At 64.1% G+C, this 18612-nt stretch carries 17 protein-coding genes; 7 read left to right on the plus strand and 10 right to left on the minus strand.

Features of this window, described 5'->3' with window-relative positions:
* The first annotated feature begins 37 nt into the window (after nucleotides 1-37).
* The 4 genes from ACE191_RS05140 to ACE191_RS05155 all read left to right on the plus strand — a co-directional run bounded on the left by ACE191_RS05140 (nucleotide 38) and on the right by ACE191_RS05155 (nucleotide 3043).
* Nucleotides 38-637 carry a hypothetical protein gene (locus ACE191_RS05140; RefSeq protein WP_400191112.1) on the plus strand — a complete coding sequence of 200 codons (600 nt, stop codon included), beginning with the start codon at nucleotides 38-40 and terminating at the stop codon, nucleotides 635-637.
* Nucleotides 638-735: 98 nt separating this feature from the next.
* Entirely contained in the window at nucleotides 736-1272 is a 537-nt protein-coding gene (locus ACE191_RS05145) for a hypothetical protein (protein ID WP_400191113.1), read from the plus strand.
* A 104-nt stretch (nucleotides 1273-1376) separates the two neighbouring features.
* Complete coding sequence (locus tag ACE191_RS05150; protein ID WP_400191114.1) at nucleotides 1377-2759, plus strand: dihydrolipoamide acetyltransferase family protein; 1383 nt, start codon at nucleotides 1377-1379, stop codon at nucleotides 2757-2759.
* Nucleotides 2760-2827: 68 nt separating this feature from the next.
* Entirely contained in the window at nucleotides 2828-3043 is a 216-nt protein-coding gene (locus ACE191_RS05155) for a hypothetical protein (protein ID WP_400191115.1), read from the plus strand.
* A gap of 78 nt (nucleotides 3044-3121) precedes the next feature.
* Here ACE191_RS05155 and ACE191_RS05160 read toward each other — a convergent pair whose 3' ends face one another.
* Both ACE191_RS05160 and ACE191_RS05165 read right to left on the minus strand, forming a co-directional pair.
* Nucleotides 3122-5755, minus strand: coding sequence for a valine--tRNA ligase (locus tag ACE191_RS05160; protein ID WP_400191116.1), 2634 nt, complete (start codon nucleotides 5753-5755; stop codon nucleotides 3122-3124).
* Nucleotides 5756-5939: 184 nt separating this feature from the next.
* Entirely contained in the window at nucleotides 5940-6290 is a 351-nt protein-coding gene (locus ACE191_RS05165; protein ID WP_400191117.1) for a 4Fe-4S dicluster domain-containing protein, read from the minus strand.
* Between the two features lie 178 nt (nucleotides 6291-6468).
* On the opposite strand from ACE191_RS05165, the gene ACE191_RS05170 reads away from it, so the two are divergent.
* From ACE191_RS05170 to ACE191_RS05180, 3 genes are all read left to right on the plus strand, one after another.
* Entirely contained in the window at nucleotides 6469-7482 is a 1014-nt protein-coding gene (locus ACE191_RS05170; RefSeq protein ID WP_400191118.1) for an acyl-CoA reductase, read from the plus strand.
* A gap of 114 nt (nucleotides 7483-7596) precedes the next feature.
* Nucleotides 7597-7896, plus strand: coding sequence for a hypothetical protein (locus tag ACE191_RS05175; protein WP_400191119.1), 300 nt, complete (start codon nucleotides 7597-7599; stop codon nucleotides 7894-7896).
* A gap of 287 nt (nucleotides 7897-8183) precedes the next feature.
* Nucleotides 8184-8402: a hypothetical protein gene (locus tag ACE191_RS05180; protein WP_400191120.1), complete on the plus strand. Its 219-nt coding sequence runs from the start codon at nucleotides 8184-8186 to the stop codon at nucleotides 8400-8402.
* 164 nt (nucleotides 8403-8566) lie between these two features.
* Here the strand turns inward: ACE191_RS05180 and ACE191_RS05185 are convergent, their stop codons facing one another.
* The 8 genes from ACE191_RS05185 to ACE191_RS05220 all read right to left on the minus strand — a co-directional run bounded on the left by ACE191_RS05185 (nucleotide 8567) and on the right by ACE191_RS05220 (nucleotide 18484).
* Entirely contained in the window at nucleotides 8567-9439 is an 873-nt protein-coding gene (locus ACE191_RS05185) for a nucleoside phosphorylase (protein ID WP_400191121.1), read from the minus strand.
* Nucleotides 9440-9454: 15 nt separating this feature from the next.
* Entirely contained in the window at nucleotides 9455-10144 is a 690-nt protein-coding gene (locus ACE191_RS05190) for a hypothetical protein (protein WP_400191122.1), read from the minus strand.
* A gap of 82 nt (nucleotides 10145-10226) precedes the next feature.
* Nucleotides 10227-11180 (minus strand): rhodanese-related sulfurtransferase, encoded by a 954-nt coding sequence (locus tag ACE191_RS05195; protein ID WP_400191123.1) that lies wholly within the window; start codon nucleotides 11178-11180, stop codon nucleotides 10227-10229.
* A gap of 89 nt (nucleotides 11181-11269) precedes the next feature.
* Nucleotides 11270-11902: a NeuD/PglB/VioB family sugar acetyltransferase gene (locus tag ACE191_RS05200; RefSeq protein ID WP_400191124.1), complete on the minus strand. Its 633-nt coding sequence runs from the start codon at nucleotides 11900-11902 to the stop codon at nucleotides 11270-11272.
* Between the two features lie 91 nt (nucleotides 11903-11993).
* Complete coding sequence (locus ACE191_RS05205) at nucleotides 11994-13265, minus strand: hypothetical protein (RefSeq protein ID WP_400191125.1); 1272 nt, start codon at nucleotides 13263-13265, stop codon at nucleotides 11994-11996.
* 2 nt (nucleotides 13266-13267) lie between these two features.
* Nucleotides 13268-14572, minus strand: coding sequence for a DUF2851 family protein (locus tag ACE191_RS05210; RefSeq protein ID WP_400191126.1), 1305 nt, complete (start codon nucleotides 14570-14572; stop codon nucleotides 13268-13270).
* 202 nt (nucleotides 14573-14774) lie between these two features.
* Nucleotides 14775-15419: an outer membrane lipoprotein carrier protein LolA gene (locus tag ACE191_RS05215; protein ID WP_400191127.1), complete on the minus strand. Its 645-nt coding sequence runs from the start codon at nucleotides 15417-15419 to the stop codon at nucleotides 14775-14777.
* A gap of 110 nt (nucleotides 15420-15529) precedes the next feature.
* Entirely contained in the window at nucleotides 15530-18484 is a 2955-nt protein-coding gene (locus ACE191_RS05220; RefSeq protein ID WP_400191128.1) for a DNA translocase FtsK 4TM domain-containing protein, read from the minus strand.
* Nucleotides 18485-18612 lie beyond the last annotated feature (128 nt).

Here is an 18612-nt window from a genome sequence, read left to right on the forward strand (position 1 = left end):
TTGGTCCTCGTTTCACGCTTGTCTACCCCCTGTCTTTATGCCCGATTACATTCCCTCTGCCCTGCCGGAATTGGCCGCCTGGGTGCAGCTGCAGCAGCGCAAGCGCGCCGATTACGCCACCGCCTTTGCCTGGACGCCCACCGAAATCACCCGGCGCCAGGGCCGCGAAACTGCCGTGCTCGAGGCCATTGCCCAGGCCCGCGATGCGCAGAATGCCGCCTCGGCCGCTGTGGCCGCCCGCGACCAGCTGATTCAGGACTACGAAACCGACGTGCGCCAGAGCATCGGCCGCGACAAGGCCCATCCGGCCTACACCGAGGCCATCGGGCGCGACTGCGGCTGGCTGGCCCCGCAAACGGCCGTGCGCGGGCTCAACCTCAAGCCCACGCTCAGCGTGCGCCCCACCGCCGAGGGCCTGCGCCTCGACTGGAGCAAGCTGGGCCAGGACGGCGTGCAGGTGTTTCGCCGCCCCGCCGGCACGGCCGCCTGGGGCCGCCCCCTGGCCTTCGACTCCCGCTCGCCCTACATCGACACCGAAACCGGCCTGAGCGGCCCCTACGAGTACTACGTGCAGCTGATGAAGGACGACCGCCCCGTGGGCGACGCCTCCGACATCGTGCGGGCGCTGCACGGGTAAAATCCTGGTTTATTTGCGCCGCCGCGTCCTGGGGTAGCCGGGGCGCGGCGGTTTTTCCAGCCCTCATGAACGGCAACGACCTACTTCACGCCCACATCATGCCCCTGCTTCAACTTGTAGCAGCTACTTCACTATGGGCGGACCGATCGACTGTTGATATGCTCCGCCAAGAGGCAGGCAACGGCACTGCTCGTTGGTTTCTCAATGTGCGTCGGACGCGCGTAAAGAGTGAGGTTGGCCTTTTTGTCGACGGTGTCTATCTGGATGATAATTCAAAAGCCAATTGGGCCATCAAAACCGCAATAGGCTACCCGGGCAAGTTTAAAAAATTTCACGCTTGCCATATTTATGACGCACACAACGAAGCCTACGACCCGCTCTACTTCTGCTCAATCCCTAATCTAGTACTGATTCCAAGTGCGATTCACAGCTTAGCAGACCACTCCTCTGAATGCAAACAGCTGCTGAAATACAGGGCGTATTGGCTATATGGCTTTTACAAAGGCACGATTCCTATTAAGCCTTCCTATTATGATGATCTTAAATGGCATCCATACATAGGCAACGTTGAACGGGCGGCCAAATCCATTGAAAAGCGGTGTAGCACATTACAACCGAAACTTCTGCTTACCTAGACTTCCCCACGCCCTCCCCGTTTCCCGCGGTGGGGGCGTTTGCGTTTCCTGTTACCTTTGAGCCGCAATTCCCCTAAACAACCCCCAAATTCCCCAATACACGCATGGCACGAGTGGAAATGGTGATGCCCAAGATGGGCGAAAGTATCATGGAAGGCACCGTTCTGAAATGGCTCAAGCAGGTCGGCGACGCCATTGACCAGGACGAATCGGTGCTGGAAGTGGCCACCGACAAAGTGGACACGGAGGTACCCGCCATTCACGCCGGCGTGCTGCAGCAGATTCTGGTGGAAGAAGGCCAGGTGGTAGCCGTGGGCGCCCCCATTGCCATCATCGAAACCGACGCCGCTGCCGCTTCCTCCAACGGCCAGGCCGCCCAGCCCGCCGCTGCTCCCGTGGCCGCCGAGGCCCAGGCTGCCGAAGCCGTGCCGTTTGTGCCCAACGCCGCTGCAGCCAGCGCCGCCGCCGGGGGCAGCCAGCTGGGCGAGGCCCAGCCCGGCCGCTTCTACTCGCCGCTGGTGCTGAACATTGCCCGCGAGGAAGGCATTTCGATGGCCGACCTGGAGCGCCTGCCCGGCACCGGCCAGCAGGGCCGCGTGACCAAGAAAGACATCCTCGACTTCGTAGCCAACCGCAGCCAGCAGCCGGCCCCGCAGGCGGCCGCCCCGGCCCAGGCCGCCGCTCCGGCTGCTCCCGCTCCGCAGGCTGCCGCAGCCCCGGCCCCAGCCGCCACGCAGGCGGCCCCCGCCGCCTCCAAGCCCGCCCCCTCGGTTTCGGGCAACCAGGAGCTGGTGGAGATGGACCGCATGCGCAAGATGATTGCCCAGCGCATGGTGGACTCCAAGCGCATTTCGCCGCACGTGACCTCCTTCGTGGAAGCCGACGTGACCGAAATCGTGAACTGGCGCAACAAGCACAAGGACGCCTACAAGAAGCGCGAGGGCGAAAACCTGACCTTCACGCCCATCTTCGTGCAGGCCATTGCCCGCGCCATCCAGGACTTCCCCAACATCAACGTGTCGGTAGACGGGGACTACATCATCAAGAAGCGCGACATCAACGTGGGCGTGGCCGTGGCCCTGCCCTCGGGCAACCTCATCGTGCCCGTGATTCAGAACGCCGACCAGCTGAACCTGAACGGCCTGACCAAGCGCGTGAACGATCTGGCTGCCCGCGCCCGGGCCAACAAGCTCAAGCCCGAAGACCTGGAAGGCGGCACCTACACCCTCTCCAACGTGGGCTCGTTCGGCAACGTGATGGGCACCCCCATCATCATGCAGCCGCAGGTGGCCATCATGGCCGTGGGCGCCATCAAGAAAAAGCCGGCCGTCATCGAAACCCCGCAGGGTGACTTGATCGGCGTGCGTCACTTCATGTTCCTCTCGCACAGCTACGACCACCGCGTGGTCGACGGCTCGCTGGGCGGCATGTTCGTGCGCCGCGTGGCCGACTACCTGGAGCAGTTCGACCCGAACACGGCCATCTAACCGGGCGTCCGCAACCTTGAACAAGCCCGTCACTTCGACGGGCTTTTCTTTTTGACTTCCTACGCTTTATGAAAAACATCGTAACGCTGCTGGCGCTGCTGCTAGCCCTGGGCACCATCGGCTACCTGTACCTGCAGCTCTCGGCCACCCAGAAGCAGCTGACCCTGGCCCAGCGCCGCTACACCGACTGCGAGCAGGTGACTTTCCAGCTCCAGAACCAGCTCACCCAGCAAACCCGTCAGCGGGCCGCCGAGGCCACCGCGCGGGACGCGCGGCGCCGGTAAGAACACGTTACCTCTCCAACGCACAAGCGGCTGCCTCCTTTCGGAAGCAGCCGCTTGTGCGTTGGGGGGCGGACTGGATTAGAGCGCCGCCAGGCTTTGCTCCAGGGCCGTGATTTTGGCTTCGGCGTCGGCCAGCTTCTGCCGCTCGCGCTCCACCAGGTCGGGCTTGGCGTTCTGCACGAACTTCTCGTTGGCCAGCTTTTTCAGCACCGACTCGCGGAAGCCCTGGGCGTACTCCAGCTCCTTGCCCAGGCGCTCCTTCTCGGCCCCCAGGTCGATCTGGCCTTCCAGCGGCACGAAGAACTCCACCCCGCCCGATACGAAGCCTACCGAAGCGGCGGGCGCAGCGTCTACGCCGTTGATTTCGGTGAGGGCCGAGAGCTTGCGGATGATGGCGTCGTACTCGCGCAGCAGGGCCAAGTCGTCGGTCTTGGCGGCCAGCGTCAGGGGCTTGTTGGGACCCAGGCCCTTCTGGTTGCGGATGTTGCGCACCCCGGCCACGATGTCGAGGGCCTTGTCCATGTTGGCGAGGATGTCGGCGCTGCCGGCTACGGGCTGCTGCTTGGGCCAGGGCGCCACGCAGAGGTAGTCCTTGGGGCCGCGCTCGGCCAGCAGGTGCCAGATTTCCTCGCTGATGAAGGGCATGAACGGGTGCAGCAGCTTGAGCAGTTGCTCGAAGAAGCCGGTGGTGCGCCGCAGCGTCTCCGGGTCTACGGGCTGCTGGTAGGCGGGCTTCACCATTTCCAGGTACACCGAGCAGAAGTCGTCCCACACCAGCTTGTAGACCGTCATCAGCGCATCCGACATGCGGAACTTGTCGAAGTGGTCTTCCAGCTGCGTCAGCGCGTCCTGCAGGCGGGCCTGGAACCACTCGGTGGCCTTCTCGTTGGGGAAGGGCAGCTCGGCGTTTACTTCCCAGCCCTGGGTAAGGCGGAAGGCGTTCCAGATCTTGTTGGTGAAGTTGCGGCCCTGCTCCACCAGCTTGATGTCGAAGAGCAGGTCGTTGCCGGCCGGCGACGAGAACAGCATGCCGGTGCGCACACCGTCGGCGCCGTACTGGGCAATGAGGTCGAGCGGGTCGGGCGAGTTGCCCAGCTGCTTGCTCATCTTGCGGCCCTGGTCGTCGCGCACGATGCCGGTCAGGTACACGTTGCGGAAGGGCACCTCGTGGCGGTATTCCAGCCCGGCCATGATCATGCGCGCCACCCAGAAAAACAGGATTTCGGGAGCCGTTACCAGGTCGTCGGTCGGGTAGTAATAGTTGACGTCGGGGTTGTCGGGGTCTTTGAAGCCGTCGAACACCGAGATGGGCCACAGCCACGACGAGAACCAGGTATCGAGCACGTCCTCATCCTGGCGCAAGTCGCTAATCTGCAGTTCACTATTGCCGGTCTGCTCACGCGCTTGTTCAAGAGCTTCTTCGGCGGTAAGCGCTACCACGAACGAGCCATCCGGCAGGTAGAACGCGGGAATGCGCTGGCCCCACCACAGCTGCCGCGAGATGCACCAGTCGCGGATGTTTTCCATCCACGAGCGGTACATGTTCTTGAACTTGGGCGGGTGCAGCTTCACGCGGTCGTCTTCCACCACGGCCAGGGCCGGACCGGCCATTTCCGACATCTTCAGGAACCACTGCATGCTCAGGCGAGGCTCGATGACGGCCCCGGTGCGCTCGGAAGTCTGCAGGATGCTCTGGTAGTCGTCGACCTTCTGGAGCAGGCCGGCGGCGTCGAGGTCCTTGGTGATTTGCTTGCGCGCGGCAAAGCGGTCCTGCCCCACGTAGAGCACCGCCTTCTCGTTGAGCGTGCCGTTGTCGTTCAGGATGTCGATGACGGGCAGGTTGTGCTTCTGTCCCAGCTCGTAGTCGTTCAAATCGTGCGCCGGGGTCACCTTCAGCGCGCCCGTGCCGAAGTCCATGGTCACGTACTCGTCGAGGATAACCGGGATGGCACGGCCGAGCAGCGGAATCTGCACCTGCTGGCCGTGCAGGTGGCGGTACCGTTCGTCGTGGGGGTTCACGCACACGGCCACGTCGGCCATGATGGTTTCGGGGCGCGAAGTGGCCACGGTGAGGAATTCGCCCTCGCTGCCCACCACGGGGTAGCGCAGGTAAAACATCTTCAGCTGGCTTTCCTTGGGCACTACCTCTTCGTCGCTGATGGCGGTGAGGCCCTGCGGGTCCCAGTTTACCATGCGAATGCCGCGGTAAATCAGGCCCTTCTTGTAAAGGTCCACGAACACGCGCAGCACAGCCTCGGTCAGCTCGGGCTCCATGGTGAAGCGGGTGCGCGACCAGTCGCAGGAGGCCCCGAGTTTCTTGAGCTGCTCGAGGATGATGCCGCCGTACTTTTCCTTCCATTCCCAGGCGTACTTGAGGAATTCCTCGCGGGTAAGGTCGGTCTTGGCAATGCCGCGCTCCTTGAGCATCTGCACCACCTTGGCTTCGGTAGCAATGGAGGCGTGGTCGGTGCCGGGCACCCAGCAGGCTTCCTTGCCCAGCATACGGGCGCGGCGCACCAGCACGTCCTGAATGGTGTTGTTGAGCATATGGCCCATGTGCAGTACGCCCGTCACGTTGGGCGGCGGAATCACCACCGAGTAGGCGGGCTTGCGCGGGTTGGGCTTCGACTGGAAAAAGCCTTGCTCCTGCCAGCGTTGGTACCACTTTTCTTCGACCTCGGCGGGCTGGTAGGTTTTGGCAATAGGCTCCATAGGGCGGCGCTAATCAGATGTAGAAGCGGCAAAAGTATCACGGATTCGACGGATTTTTCCGATTTCGTAGCGGCCCCTCGCGGGATACCCGCGCAACGGTCGTGCCGACGGCCGCCCCGGAAACGCCGAAGCCCGGCCACTGGGCCGGGCTTCGCGGGAAGTGCCTTGACGGCTACCGCCGTGGCTAGGCCACGTGCAGCCAGTCTTTCTTCTTCAGCAGTTGCTCCTGGGTTTCGCGGTAGTCGGGGTCGTCCACGCAGCAGTCCACCGGGCACACGGCCGCGCACTGGGGCTCTTCGTGGAAGCCCACGCACTCGGTGCACTTGTCCGACACGATGTAGTAGTACTCGTCCGACACCGGCGTCTGCGGGCTGGTCGCGTCCACCTGCTTGCCGCCGTCGACGTCCACCGTGCCTTTGAGGGTGGTGCCGTCGGCCCAGCGCCAGTTGGCGCCGCCTTCGTAGATAGCGTTGTTGGGGCATTCCGGTTCGCAGGCACCGCAGTTGATGCACTCGTCGGTTATCATGATGGCCATAGCCGTGGGTCGTCAGGTAAGGTGAAGGGAAGGATGCCGTTGATACGCAGCCCGCGGCGGGCTGGATGCGCGTTTTCGCCCCCGGGCCGCGGCCAGGGCTGCGGGCATACCGCGGCAAAAGTAGCACGGGCAGCGGTTTCTTGCGAACTTTCGGCCCCGCTCACGCCTTATTTCCCGCATGATTCACTCCGAACGCCTTGCCGCCTTCGCCCGCCTGGGCGCCCGCCTGCGCACCCTCACCGACGATGAGCTGCAAAGCCTCACGGCCCGCGCCCGCAACCACAACCCCTGGTTCGACCTCGACAACGTGCGCGCGGCCCTGGCGGGGGTGGCTTACCTGCTCGACGCATCTGCCCTCACGGCCTGGGCCGGGCGCTACCCCAGTGAGCCGGTGCAGCCGCGCCGCGTGGGCGTGGTCATGGCCGGCAACATTCCCCTGGTGGGCTTCCACGATTTGCTGTGCGTGCTGCTGAGCGGCCACACGCTGCTGGCCAAGCTCTCGGCCGACGACAACATTCTGCTGCGCTGGGTGGCCAACGAGCTGCTGGCCATTGAGCCGCGCTTCGGCCCTAGCCTGCAGTTCGTGGAGCTGCTGCGCGAGGCCGACGCCTTCATTGCCACCGGCTCCGACAACACGGCCCGCTACTTCGAGTACTACTTCGGCAAGAAGCCCCACCTGATCCGGCGCAACCGCTCCAGCCTGGGCGTGCTGGCCGGCCTGGAGCCGCGCGAGGAGCTGGCCGCCTTCGGGGCCGACATCTTCCGCTACTACGGCCTGGGCTGCCGCAACGTGTCGAAGCTGCTGGTGCCGGCGGGCTACGACTTCACGCCCCTGCTCGACTCGCTGCAGCCCTGGGCCCACGTGCGCGACCATCACCGCTACAACAACAACTACGACTACCAGAAAAGCCTGCTGCTGGTCAACGGCGTGCCCCACCTCGACACGGGCTACCTGCTGCTGACCGAGAGCATGCAGCTGGTCTCGCCCATTTCGGTGCTGCACTACAGCGAGTATCAGGACGAGGCCGACCTGCGGCAGCAGCTGGCCGACCTGGCCCCGCGTACCCAGGCGGTGGTGTCGGTGGGGGGCTGGCTGCCGGGCAGCGTGCCCGCCGGCCGCGCCCAGCAGCCCGGCGTGGCCGAGTACGCCGACGGAGTGGATACCATGGCCTTTTTGACTGGGTTAGCGTAAATTAAGCTTGCCGCGTCCGAGCCCCAGGCAGCCAGCGCATCCGGCTGCTTCCCCCGGCGACTTGTTGGCCCGGTAGAGTGTTTGCGTTCTGCCCCTCACCGACTTTCTACGCCCATGCTAGTTGCTACCGACCCCTGCGAAACCATCGGGAAAGAGCTGATTCCCGGTCTGCACTTCGCCCCCGACGACGTGCTGCCCACCGAGGCCGCCCGCAAGCTGCGCCGCTTCGACGCCGAGCGGGCCGGCGCCCTGGGCAACAACTACCACGGCAAGCTCGACATCTACTTCCGCACCGCCGACGGCCGCACCAAGCGGGTGCAAACCACCGTGTGGGCCGTCCACGAGGAGTTCATTACCCTCAAGGCCGGCATCACCCTGCCCCTGCGCGCCGTGCTTGGCTTCGACTTCTACTAAGCCGGTCCACCCGCGTGCGTCCCGTTGCGTTCCGCCAAACGCCCTATTGTTTCCGGTAGCATGTTAGGTCGTTTTACCTGAAACGACAGGTCGTTTTCGGCCGGGCATTAGCCTACGTCGCCGAACCCACCTGGGGGACGGTAAGCCGCAGCGGGACCAGTTGCCCGGGGCCAGGCACCCCTCATGCCCGTCAGGCCGGTGCCGACCCCGGTTTTCAGTTATCTTTTCGGCGGCTGGCCGCCAAACAGAAACGGCCGGCCGCGGGTCGTACCAGCTATTGCGCAGCCATGAACATCATTTCCACCCTCTGGGGCATCGTCGTGCTCCTACTCACCATCCTGGCTTTGTTTCCCTTCCTGGGCTGGGCCAACTGGTTTATTCTGGTGCTGGCCGTCATCGGCCTGATCATCGGGGCGTTTGGCAAGCACAAAACCGGTATGCTGCTCAACGGCCTGGCCATCGTCATTGCCTGCCTGCGTTTGTCCATCGGCGGGGGCATCATCTAAATCACGGATTTCGGCGGATTTTTGGCTACGCCGACCTTCGGCTCGGATTCCGCGGATTTCGTGGACGATTGTCCGGTGTGGTGCCACGGATTTGAGTCGTGGCACCACACCGGACAATCGTCCACGAAATCCGTGCAATCCGAAAAATCCGCCGGAATCCGTGATTAGAGGCGCGAGAGGGTTTTCTCGATCAGGTCGTTGACCACCTGGTCGGGGCGCTCGGCAAACTCCCCGGTGGCGCGGTTGGCCACGATGGCGTTCAGCGACACCACTTCGTGACCCAGCATGCGGCCCAGGGCGTAGTAGCCGGCGGTTTCCATCTCGAAGTTGGTCAGGCGGAAAGTGCCCTCGGCGTTGGTGTACTGCACGCTGCGCAGGCGCTCCAGCAAGTCGGGGTAACGTAGGGCCAGGCGCAAAGAGCGGCCCTGCGGGCCGTAGAAGCCGGGGCAGGTCACGGTGTTGCCCGAAATCATGCCCGCGCCCAGCTGCTCGCGCAGCAGATCGGAGCCTAGCACGCAGTACGGGCGGTAGTCGAGGCCCACGGCCTGCTGCACGGCGGTGGCAAACTCCACCTCGGCGCCGGTTTCCACCAGGGGGTAGAACTGCATCAGCGACTCCAGCCCGATGGCGTGCTCCGACACCAGGTGCGAGCCCACCGGAATGTCGGGCTGCATGGTGCCGCTGGTGCCGATGCGGATGATGCGCAGCCGAATGTGCTCCTCCATGGGCAGCGGCTGGCGCGTCACGAAGTCGATGTTGACCAGCGCGTCCAGCTCGTTGAGCACGATGTCGAGGTTGTCGGTGCCGATGCCGGTGGACACGACCGTGAGGCGCTTGCCGCGGTAGTAGCCCACGTGCGTCACGAATTCGCGCTTGCTGACTTCGGTTTCGATGGAGTCGAAGTGCCGGCTCACCTGCGCCACACGGTCGGGGTCGCCCACGGTAATGATGGTATCGGAAATGTGGTCGGGCAGCAGGTTCAGGTGATAGATCGAACCGTCGGCGTTCAGAATCAGCTCGGAGTCGGCAATGGCCATGGGAAAGGGGAAGTTTTACCAGTTCTCGAAACGCGTGTTACGCAGTTCCAGTCCTAGGTAGTTGATACGGTCTTGAAGGTCCCGTTTTTGAAGTAAAAACGCCTTCAATTCTACGGCGCCGGCGGCTCTTTTGTCTAATAGTGCGTCTAGCTGCTGCTTGACGCGGGCACGGTCGAGTGCTAGCTGGTAGAGCCGCCAAGTGTTCGTTTTACGAAACTCTACAAAATTGAATGAATCGGACTGTTCTCCGCTGACTTGCTCAAATGAGGTACCGGCCCGGTTCGGCCAAGAGACTTGTTGACCGAACTCAAATGACGGTGCTTTCCGGATGAATTGAGAATAGCCAGTGGCCATAAATTCCAGATAGCCGTTGTGAAATAAAATAGTCCACTCACCAGGCTGCCCCTGCTCAATGCCATCAATTTCGAGAGCCTCTGCTTTTGATGGATCAGCCCCGAGAAAATTGAAATCAACTTCTAAGTTCTGAACGCCGCGAAAGACAAGAGTTGCCGGAGCTACCCAGAACGTGAAGTTGGTACCTTCTACTTCGGGTTGATTCCACTGAAAAATGTAGTCGATATCCAGCAGCAACTCCTGGTCCACCAGACGCCAGGCATAGACAGACGCGTCGTGCCAGCCCATAACAGCGAAATCGGACTCCGTCCAAAGCCACTTCTCCAGCTGATAAGCTTCCAATGCGTCCATAGGCCTGCAAACGTCGGATAGAAAACGAAAAAGCCCGGCTGGAGCCGGGCTTTAAGGACTCACTCTGGAAATAAGCGACGCGCTACTTACCCGGTGCCCGGTACGAGTACAGACCTTGTTCGGGGTTGTAGTGGTTGCTTTGCTTGGGGTAGGCGCCGGTGCCGTCGTAGGGGCGTTTGTCGGGGTGCTGCTGGCAGGCCTCGGAGCAGGCACCCTGGCGCTGTTCGGCGCAGGCCTCGCACATCACCACGTGGGCGTTGCAGTGCGGGTTGGCGCAGTTCACCATCCGCTCGTCGGGTCGCCCGCAGCTGATGCAGGCGGCAATGACTGAGGGATTCACCGAGTTCACGTCCACGGCCACGCGCCCGTCGAACACGTAGCACTTGCCCTCGAAGTCTTCGCCGCCGGCTTCCAGGCCGTACTTGATGATGCCGCCGTGCAGCTGGTACACGTTCTCGAAGCCCTGCTCGAGCAGGAAGGCCGAGGCCTTCTCGCACTTGATGCCGCCGGTGCAGTAGGTGAGAATCTTCTTGTCCTGAAACTGGCGCAGGCGCTCCACGCGGTCGGGAAACTCGCGGAAGTTCTCGATGTCGAGCGTGACGGCGTTCTTGAAGCGGCCCAGGTTGTACTCGTAGTCGGAGCGCACGTCCACCACCACCACGTCGTCGCGGTCTTTGAGGGCGCGGAATTCCTCGGGCGAGAGGTGGGTGCCGGTGCGCTCGTAGGGCTTGATGGCGGGCAGGCCTACGTGCACGATTTCGGGCTTCACGCGCACGTGCAGCTTCTGAAAAGTGTGCGCCGGCGCCTCCTCCACCTTGAATTCCAGCGCCGCGAAGCGCGGGTCGGCTTTTACCGTTTGCATGTAGGCCTCGCAGTTGGCCACGGTACCCGACACGGTGCCGTTCAGGCCCTCACCCGCCACAATGATGCGCCCGCGCAAGTCCAGGCGCAGGCACAGGCGGTGGTGCTCGTCGCGAAACGCGTCGGCGTCCTCGATGGGCGTGTAGCAGTAGTACAGTAAAACGCGGTAATCCATGGGCTTCAATGAGCAATTGTCAATGAGCAATGAACAGATCAAACGGCCAGTGGGCGGCTAATTGTTCATTGCTCATTGTTCATTGGTAATTACACCTTGGTGGCCGGGTTGCCGAACACGGTCTGGCCGGCGGGCACGTCGGCCACCACCACCGAGCCGGCCCCGACGCGGGCCTTAGCGCCGATTTTGACGCCGCTCACCACCACGGCGCCCGAGCCGATGAAGGCCAGCTCGCCCACCGTCACCTCGCTGTTGACCACGGCCCCGGCGCCCACGTTGACGAAGTCGCCCAACTCGGCCCGGGTGTCGATGACGGCGCGGGCGCCCACGATGCAGCCGTTGCCCAGCTTGGCACCGGCCGCCACGATGGCGCCGGCCGAAATCAGGTTGCCGTGGCCCAGCCAGGCGTGCTCGGCCACGCTGGCCGCCTTATGCACCGCATTCACGGGCACCTGCTGGTACTGCTCGCGCAGCATGTTGGTCAGGCTGCGGCGGCTGGCCGTGTCGTCGGCAGCCACAAACACCTCGCACTTCTTGCCGAGCAGGTTCAGGTACTGCTCGTCGTCGGTGGCACCCATCACGGGTACGTTGTAGAGCTCGGTATCCTTGAGCTTGGCGTCGTCGTCGAGCAGGCAGTACACCACCACGTCGTTGCTGGTGAAGGCGTCGAGCGCCGCCGAACCGAGGGCTTGGGCGCCCAGAATGATGACCGGATTTTCCATGCAGAATAACAAAGCAGAAGCGCGGGTCAGCCGACCCGCCGCAAGCCGCAAAGATACGCCCTGGCGCGGCGCGGCCCAACCCGCCCCGGTCTTAGCGGATGCCGAACAGGCGCAGGCGCCGCAGCCAGTCGGCTGCGGTGGGCTGGCTCAGCAGCAGGTACACCAGCAGCGGCAGCCAAGGCGCCCGGTAGCGGCTCAGGGTGCCCAGGTTGGGCGTGCTCAGCCCCAGCAGCGCCGCCAGCACCAGGCAATACGTCAGCAGCATGAGCCCCACGGCAAAGGGCAGCGGCGCGGCCCGCCCGCGGGCCAGGTCGTAGCCCGCCACGCCGGCCAGCAGCAGCAACACCAGGTTTTCGAAGGCGGCAATGCCGTAGAACACCGAGTCGCCCTCCCACACGAAGGGCCGGAACAGGGCGCTGCCCACGGCCTTGGGCACGTGCGCGGCAATGCTGCCGGCCGTGGGCGCCAGCGCGGGCAGGGCAATGTGCGGCCGCCCTTCCGACTTGCGGCGCAGCGTGGCGTAGGTGCGCGTGAGCTGGCTGGCGAACTTATTGAAACGGAACACCGGGCTGACCTCACTGGCCGCCCACACCCCGCCCACCAGCACCGCCCCAAACAGCAGCGCCTGCAGCCAGCGCGCCCGCACCAGCCCCAGGTGCTGGGCCCCGCGCACCACCACCAGCCCCGCCAGCCCCGCCAGCAAGACTCCGCCGAAGAAAAAGCGCATCTTAAACTGCAGCACGGCCAGCCCCAGGGCCAGCAGCAGCAGCAGCGTGCGTCGCCGCGAAGCGGGGCCATAGAGCAGGCGCAGCGCCACGGCTAGCAGCCCGGCCCCGCTGCCCAGCAGCAGGCTTTCCTTGGTCAGCCCCGTCGACCAGTACAGCGCCGAGGGCCAGAGCAGCAGCCCCACGATGGCCGCGCCGCGGGTACCCGGGAACAGGCGCCCCAGCACCCGCACCAGGTACCAGCAGCCCACGAAGCTGGCCAGGGAAAGGTAGAGCGCATTTACCAGCAGGGACCCGCCCGAAAACAGGTTCAGCCCCGACAGCAGTTTGATAAGAAAAAACGTGTTGGAGAAGCCGTGGTACACCAGCTTCTTGCCGGCGAAGTAAAACGCGTCGTGGCCCAGAGTGTGCAGCCAGGCATCGGGGGCCGCCCACAGCTGCTGGGTGAGCCGGCGCGACCAAAGCTGGAAAAACCAGGCGTCGGCGCTGGGGGCCGACGCTGACACGCAGCCGGCCAGCAGCCGCAGGGCCAGCGTGGGCAGCACGAAGTGGCCCAGGTCGGGCCAGCGGCGCTGGGCCCGTAGCCAGTACCACAGCCCCCACAACAGCAGGCCGTTGCCCAGAACGATGAGCAGCACTTTCACCGGGCTGCCGGGCTGAGGGGTGGCTGCAGAATGCGGCTGCCGATGGCGCAGTGCAGGCAGCGGCGCGGCTGGCAGTAACCCTGCCGCAGTGCCAATAGGCCCTGCGAGTCGGCAGCCGAGCGGTGCACAAACTGCAGGGCTTCGTAGGGAGCCAGCACACTGCTTTGTTCGCGGGGCAGCTGGGTGAGCAGTTCCACGGCGGCTTCCACCCCGGCCTGGTCGCCCACCGACTGGGCGTAGGCCACGCGCAGGGGCACTACCACGTTGCTGATGAGCAGGTGCGCGCTGCTGCGGCCCAAGCCCGGCACGGCGCCCGCCGCGGCCACACCGGGGCGGTAGTGCCGGCGCCAGTATTCGCCCACCGGGGCCAGCAGCAATTTCTCAAGCGTGGCTACATCGGGGGCATCGAGCAGGGGCTGAAAAAGTCGCGGCAGCCGGTGCAGCAGCGCCGCCAGCTGGGCCAGACGCACGGGGGGAAAGTTGGCGGGGCGCAGGCGCAGGAAGTTCCAGCTGTGGGCGGGCAGCGCCGTGGCCGCCAGCGCGTATTTGTGGGCCAGAAAGTCGTATTCGCGCCGCAACCCGGCGCAGTACTCATCGGGGGCATCGGCGGGCAGCAGCCCCGCCTGGCCCAGCAGCAGGGCCTCGGTCTGGCGCTGGTCGTGGCGGTGGCGGCGCAGTACGCTCAGCGGCAGAGCGCGGGCCAGGCGGGCAAGTGGCTCGGTGTTTTTCTTGAAGCCGAAGCCCGCGGCCAGCAGCTGCCAGGCGGTGGTTTCCCAGTCGGCGCCGGTTTGCTCGTGCAGCAGCTGCACCCCGGCAGCCTTTTCCGCCACGCGCTCCAGCAGCACCCGCTCCACCATCATCAGCCGCGTGAGCACCGGCACCGTGGGCAAGGCCGCGGCGCAGGGCAACAGGTCGGGCGCGGGGCCACGCATCAGCTGGTCGTAGGCAGTCAGCAGCGTGGGCGCCAGCCGGGCCCCCAGTGCCAGCACGGGCACCTCGCTCCCATCCAGGCGGTGCACCGGCGCATCGGCCGCGTACACCACGTGCAGCACCACCTGATCGTACCGGGCGTCGGTGTGGTGGCCGTGGCGCTGCCAGTCGGAGGCGCGCAGGTGAATTTCCACCGCGCCGTTCCACTCCACCTCGCCCAGCTGCAGCCGCGCGCTCAGAAAATCCGGCCCTGCGTCGGCGTTGCGGTAGCCGGGGCGCAGCACCACCAGGGCCTCGCCCTGCCCGGTGCGCAGGTCGGCCTTGTCGAAATACTGGTGCTGCCAGACGTAGTGGAGGAAATCTTCCTGCATAATGGCTAACGATACGGGGTGCGGGCAAAGTAACAAGTTCTGCGGATGCGGCCACTACGCACTGCTCCACCCGGCGCCCGGCGTCGGTTCCCGCAGAAGCCGCGGAAGATTGCGCGGAGGCCGCAGAGGTCGTCCTGCTAAACATCACGGCCCGCTCCTGCCAAAGCAGAAGCGGGCCGCAAGGTGTATTCGGAACGCAGGCTTAGCGCAGATCAATCACCTTCACGCCCTTGTAGCGGGCTTTGTCGAAGTTGAAGGTGCTGGCGTCGGTGGGCACGTTGGGCTCGAACTTCTTGATGGCGAAGGTGTAGCGGTTGCCGTTCTTCTTGAACATCTTCCAGCTTTTCACCGACTTGTCCTTCTTGCTCACGTTCAACCGCACCTTGTAGATCTGGTTGTTGTGGTCTTCGGGTGACAGCTCAATCACGTCGCAGGGCACGCCGCCTTCCACCGACTCGCCGGCGTAGGCGTACTTGTAGCCCTTCTTGTAGAGCGTGTAAATCTGCGAGGGCGAAATTTCCTGGTCATCGGGGTCGTAGTCGGAGATATTCACCTCGTTTTCCGACTTCATGTAGGTCCACATCGTCTGGCCGTTGTTGATGACCTCCTGCCCGTTGAGCTTGAGGCGGAACTTGGGCCCGCTCACGATGATGTCGCCGCTGATGTTTTCCTTGACCTTGGCCGTCTGGTTTTCCAGGGTCTGGGTGAACGAGGCCTTAAACGCCTTCATGGCCTGATACTTGGCGCTCATCTGGTCCAGAATCTTGGTGGCCTTGGGGTCCTGCTGCGCCGAGGCCGTGAAGGAAACGGACACGGTGAGGGCCAGCAGGGCGAGTATTTTTTTCATGAGGAAAGAGTTGTCAGAGCTTAGATACGGGAGCGGAGAACTTAGTTTACCAGGAAGCCTGAACCGAGCCAAAAAAAGGCTAAGCTCAGCGTTCTGCCCGCTAAATTCGCCTACTTGGGCAGGCTATTCAACAACTGTTCCAAAGCGTATTCGTCGGGAATTAAAACTTCGCGGGCCTTGCTGCCTTCAAACGGTCCTACTACCCCGGCGTGTTCCAACTGGTCGATTAATCGGCCGGCGCGGTTGTAGCCCAATTTGAGGCGGCGCTGCAACAAAGACGTGCTGCCCTGCTGATGTTGCACGATGATGCGGGCCGCGTCCTCGAACATGGAGTCGCGGTCCGAGGGGTCGAAATCCTCGTTGCCCGAGCCCGCGTCGCCGTCGGCGCCGGCTACTTCGGGCAGCAGGTAGGCATCGGAGTAGCCCTGCTGCTCGCCCACGAAGTCGCAGAGGCGGTCCACTTCGGGCGTGTCGATGAAGGCGCACTGCACGCGGATGATGTCGGAGCCCTGGGAGATGAGCATGTCGCCCTGGCCCACCAGCTGGTCGGCGCCGCCCGCGTCGAGAATGGTGCGTGAGTCGATTTTGCTGGTCACCTTGAAGCTGATGCGGCAGGGGAAGTTGGCCTTGATAATGCCGGTAATCACGTTCACCGAGGGGCGCTGGGTAGCCACGATGAGGTGAATGCCAATGGCGCGGGCCAGCTGCGCGAGGCGGGCAATGGGCGTTTCCACTTCCTTGCCGGCGGTCATCATCAGGTCGGCCAGCTCGTCAATCACCAGCACAATGAAGGGCATGAAGCGGTGGCCCTTCTTGGGGTTGAGCCGGCGCTCCATGAACTTGCGGTTGTACTCCTTCAGGTTGCGGCAGCCGGCGTCCTTGAGCAGGTCGTAGCGCCGGTCCATCTCCATGCACAGCGAGTTGAGCGTGTTCACCACCTTCTTGGTGTCGGTGATGATGGCTTCCTCGGTGTCGGGCAGCTTGGCCAGGAAGTGCCGCTCGATTTTGTTGAAGATGCTCAGCTCCACCTTTTTGGGGTCGACGAGCACGAACTTGAGCTGGGCGGGGTGGCGCTTGTAAAGCAGCGAGGCCAGAATCACGTTCAAACCCACCGACTTGCCCTGGCCGGTGGCTCCGGCCATCAGCAGGTGGGGCATCTTGGCCAGGTCGACCACAAATACCTCGTTGGTGATGGTGCGGCCGAAGGCAATGGGCAGATCCATTTCGGTGTGGGCGAACTTCTCGGTAGCGAAAACCGAGCGGATCGACACCATTTCCTTTTTGGTGTTGGGCACCTCTATGCCGATGGTGCCCTTGCCGGGAATGGGCGCAATGATGCGGATGCCCAGGGCGGCCAGGCTCAGGGCAATGTCGTCTTCCAGGCTCTTGATCTTGGAGATGCGCACCCCGGCGTCGGGTACGATTTCGTAGAGCGTGACGGTGGGCCCGATGGTTGCCTTGATGGAGGCGATGTTGATGCCGTAGTGGCCCAGCGTCTCCACGATGCGGTCCTTGTTGGCTTCCAGCTCTTCCTTGGTTACCTGGGCCTTGGGCGTGCCGTAGTCGTTGAGCAGCTCCAGCGTGGGATATTGGTAGCGCGAGAGGTCCAGCGTGGGGTCGTAGTTGACGTTGGGCATTTGGTCCGCGTCCTCGTCTTCCTCGGCAATGACGGCCATGTCGGCGCCCACGGCGGGGTCCAGCTCCCCGGTGGCCGTTTCAATTTCCAGCTCGGGCTCAACGGGCATTTCCACTTCAAAAGAGGGGCCTTTGGCGGCCGGTTTGGCCGGGGGCAGCGGGGCGTCGTCGTCGGCCAGGTCGGCCAACGACAGCGGCGTGGGCACCCGGGCGGGCACGGCCGGGGCTACTTCCAGGGCCGGGGCCTCGATGGAAAAGCTGGGGCCGCTGGCCGCCACGGCCCCACTCAGCCCGGCGGCCGCGGCGGCGGGAACGGCCAGGCCGCCCAGCGCCAGGGAAGCGGCGCTGCCGGCAGCCGTAGCCGCCGGGCTCAGGGACAGGCTTGGGGATTCGTCGTCCGCGTCGTCGAAGGTCAGCGGCACGCTGGGGCGCGGTTTGGGGGCTTCCGGTTTGGTGGGTTTGGCAGCCGCTACCGGAGCAGTAGGCTCGGGCGTTTCGGCTACCGGGCCGGTGCGGCGCAGGGTGAAGCCGAGCGAATTTTCCTCTTCCTGCTCTTCATCAATTAACCCGGCAGCCGTTCCCACCGCGCCAGCGGCCGCTTGGCTGCCCTGGGCCGCCGGACGTGGGAAGCCGGCGGGTTCGTCGTCCTCGTCGAGGGTGCCGGCGCGGCGCGGTAGGTTGAGGGTGGTCACGTTGAAGAAGGCCACCACGAAGGAAATCAGCAGAAAGGCCAGCAGCAGCACCGTGCCCCAGCCCAGCAGGCTGTCGAGCCACAGGGCGGCTTCGTAGCCCACCTGTCCGCTCAGGAAGTCGAGGCTGTGGGCGGTGCGCGGGTCGGCGTCGGGGGTTTGCAGGCTCAGTACTAAATAGCCGAGCAGCATGCTCACCCACAGCATTGAAAACAAGCACAATGCCAGCACGTAGCTCAAGGACAGCTCGAGGCGCCGGAACACGATTTTGTAGCCCACTGCGAAGGCTACGGGAATGAGCGCGAAGGCGCCCAGGCCGAAGCCCTGGTAAATGAGCAGGTGGGCCATCCAGGCACCGGTGAGGCCCAGCCAGTTGCCCGATTCCTGCCCCGATTCCTTCACCGGAGTGCCGCCCAGCCCTTCCACCACGCTCTGATCGGCCTGCCCGGTGAACAGGAAGGAGCAGAAAGCAATGGTGAGAAACAGGGAGGTGAGCAGGAAAAAGAAGCCCGCGAACAGCTGAAAGCGCCGGTCGTGCAGAAAGCTCAGCCAGCCGCCGAAGTCGGGCAGCTTGAGGGGTTGCCGCGGGGGCTTGGGAGGCTTGGCCGCGGCCGGAGCGTTGCGTCGGCTTTCGCGCACGGGCTCCGCTACCTCGGCCGCGGGCTGATTGCGGGGAGGGCGGGCTTCGTTGGTGGCTCGGGGGGCGGAGCCATTCGCCGGTCGGAAGGTGTTCTTTGCCATTTGACGCACCAAAGGGCCAAAACTACGGCTATTTGGCAGAATGATTGGGTGAGCGAATGACGGAAAAAGCGAACGACCAGGGCAACAGCCGGCAATGGGCTAACGCCAGTGGGGTGGCAAGGCCAGCG

Origin of the sequence: Hymenobacter sp. B81 (assembly GCF_044628455.1) — a bacterium.
Classification (GTDB): Bacteria; Bacteroidota; Bacteroidia; order Cytophagales; family Hymenobacteraceae; genus Solirubrum.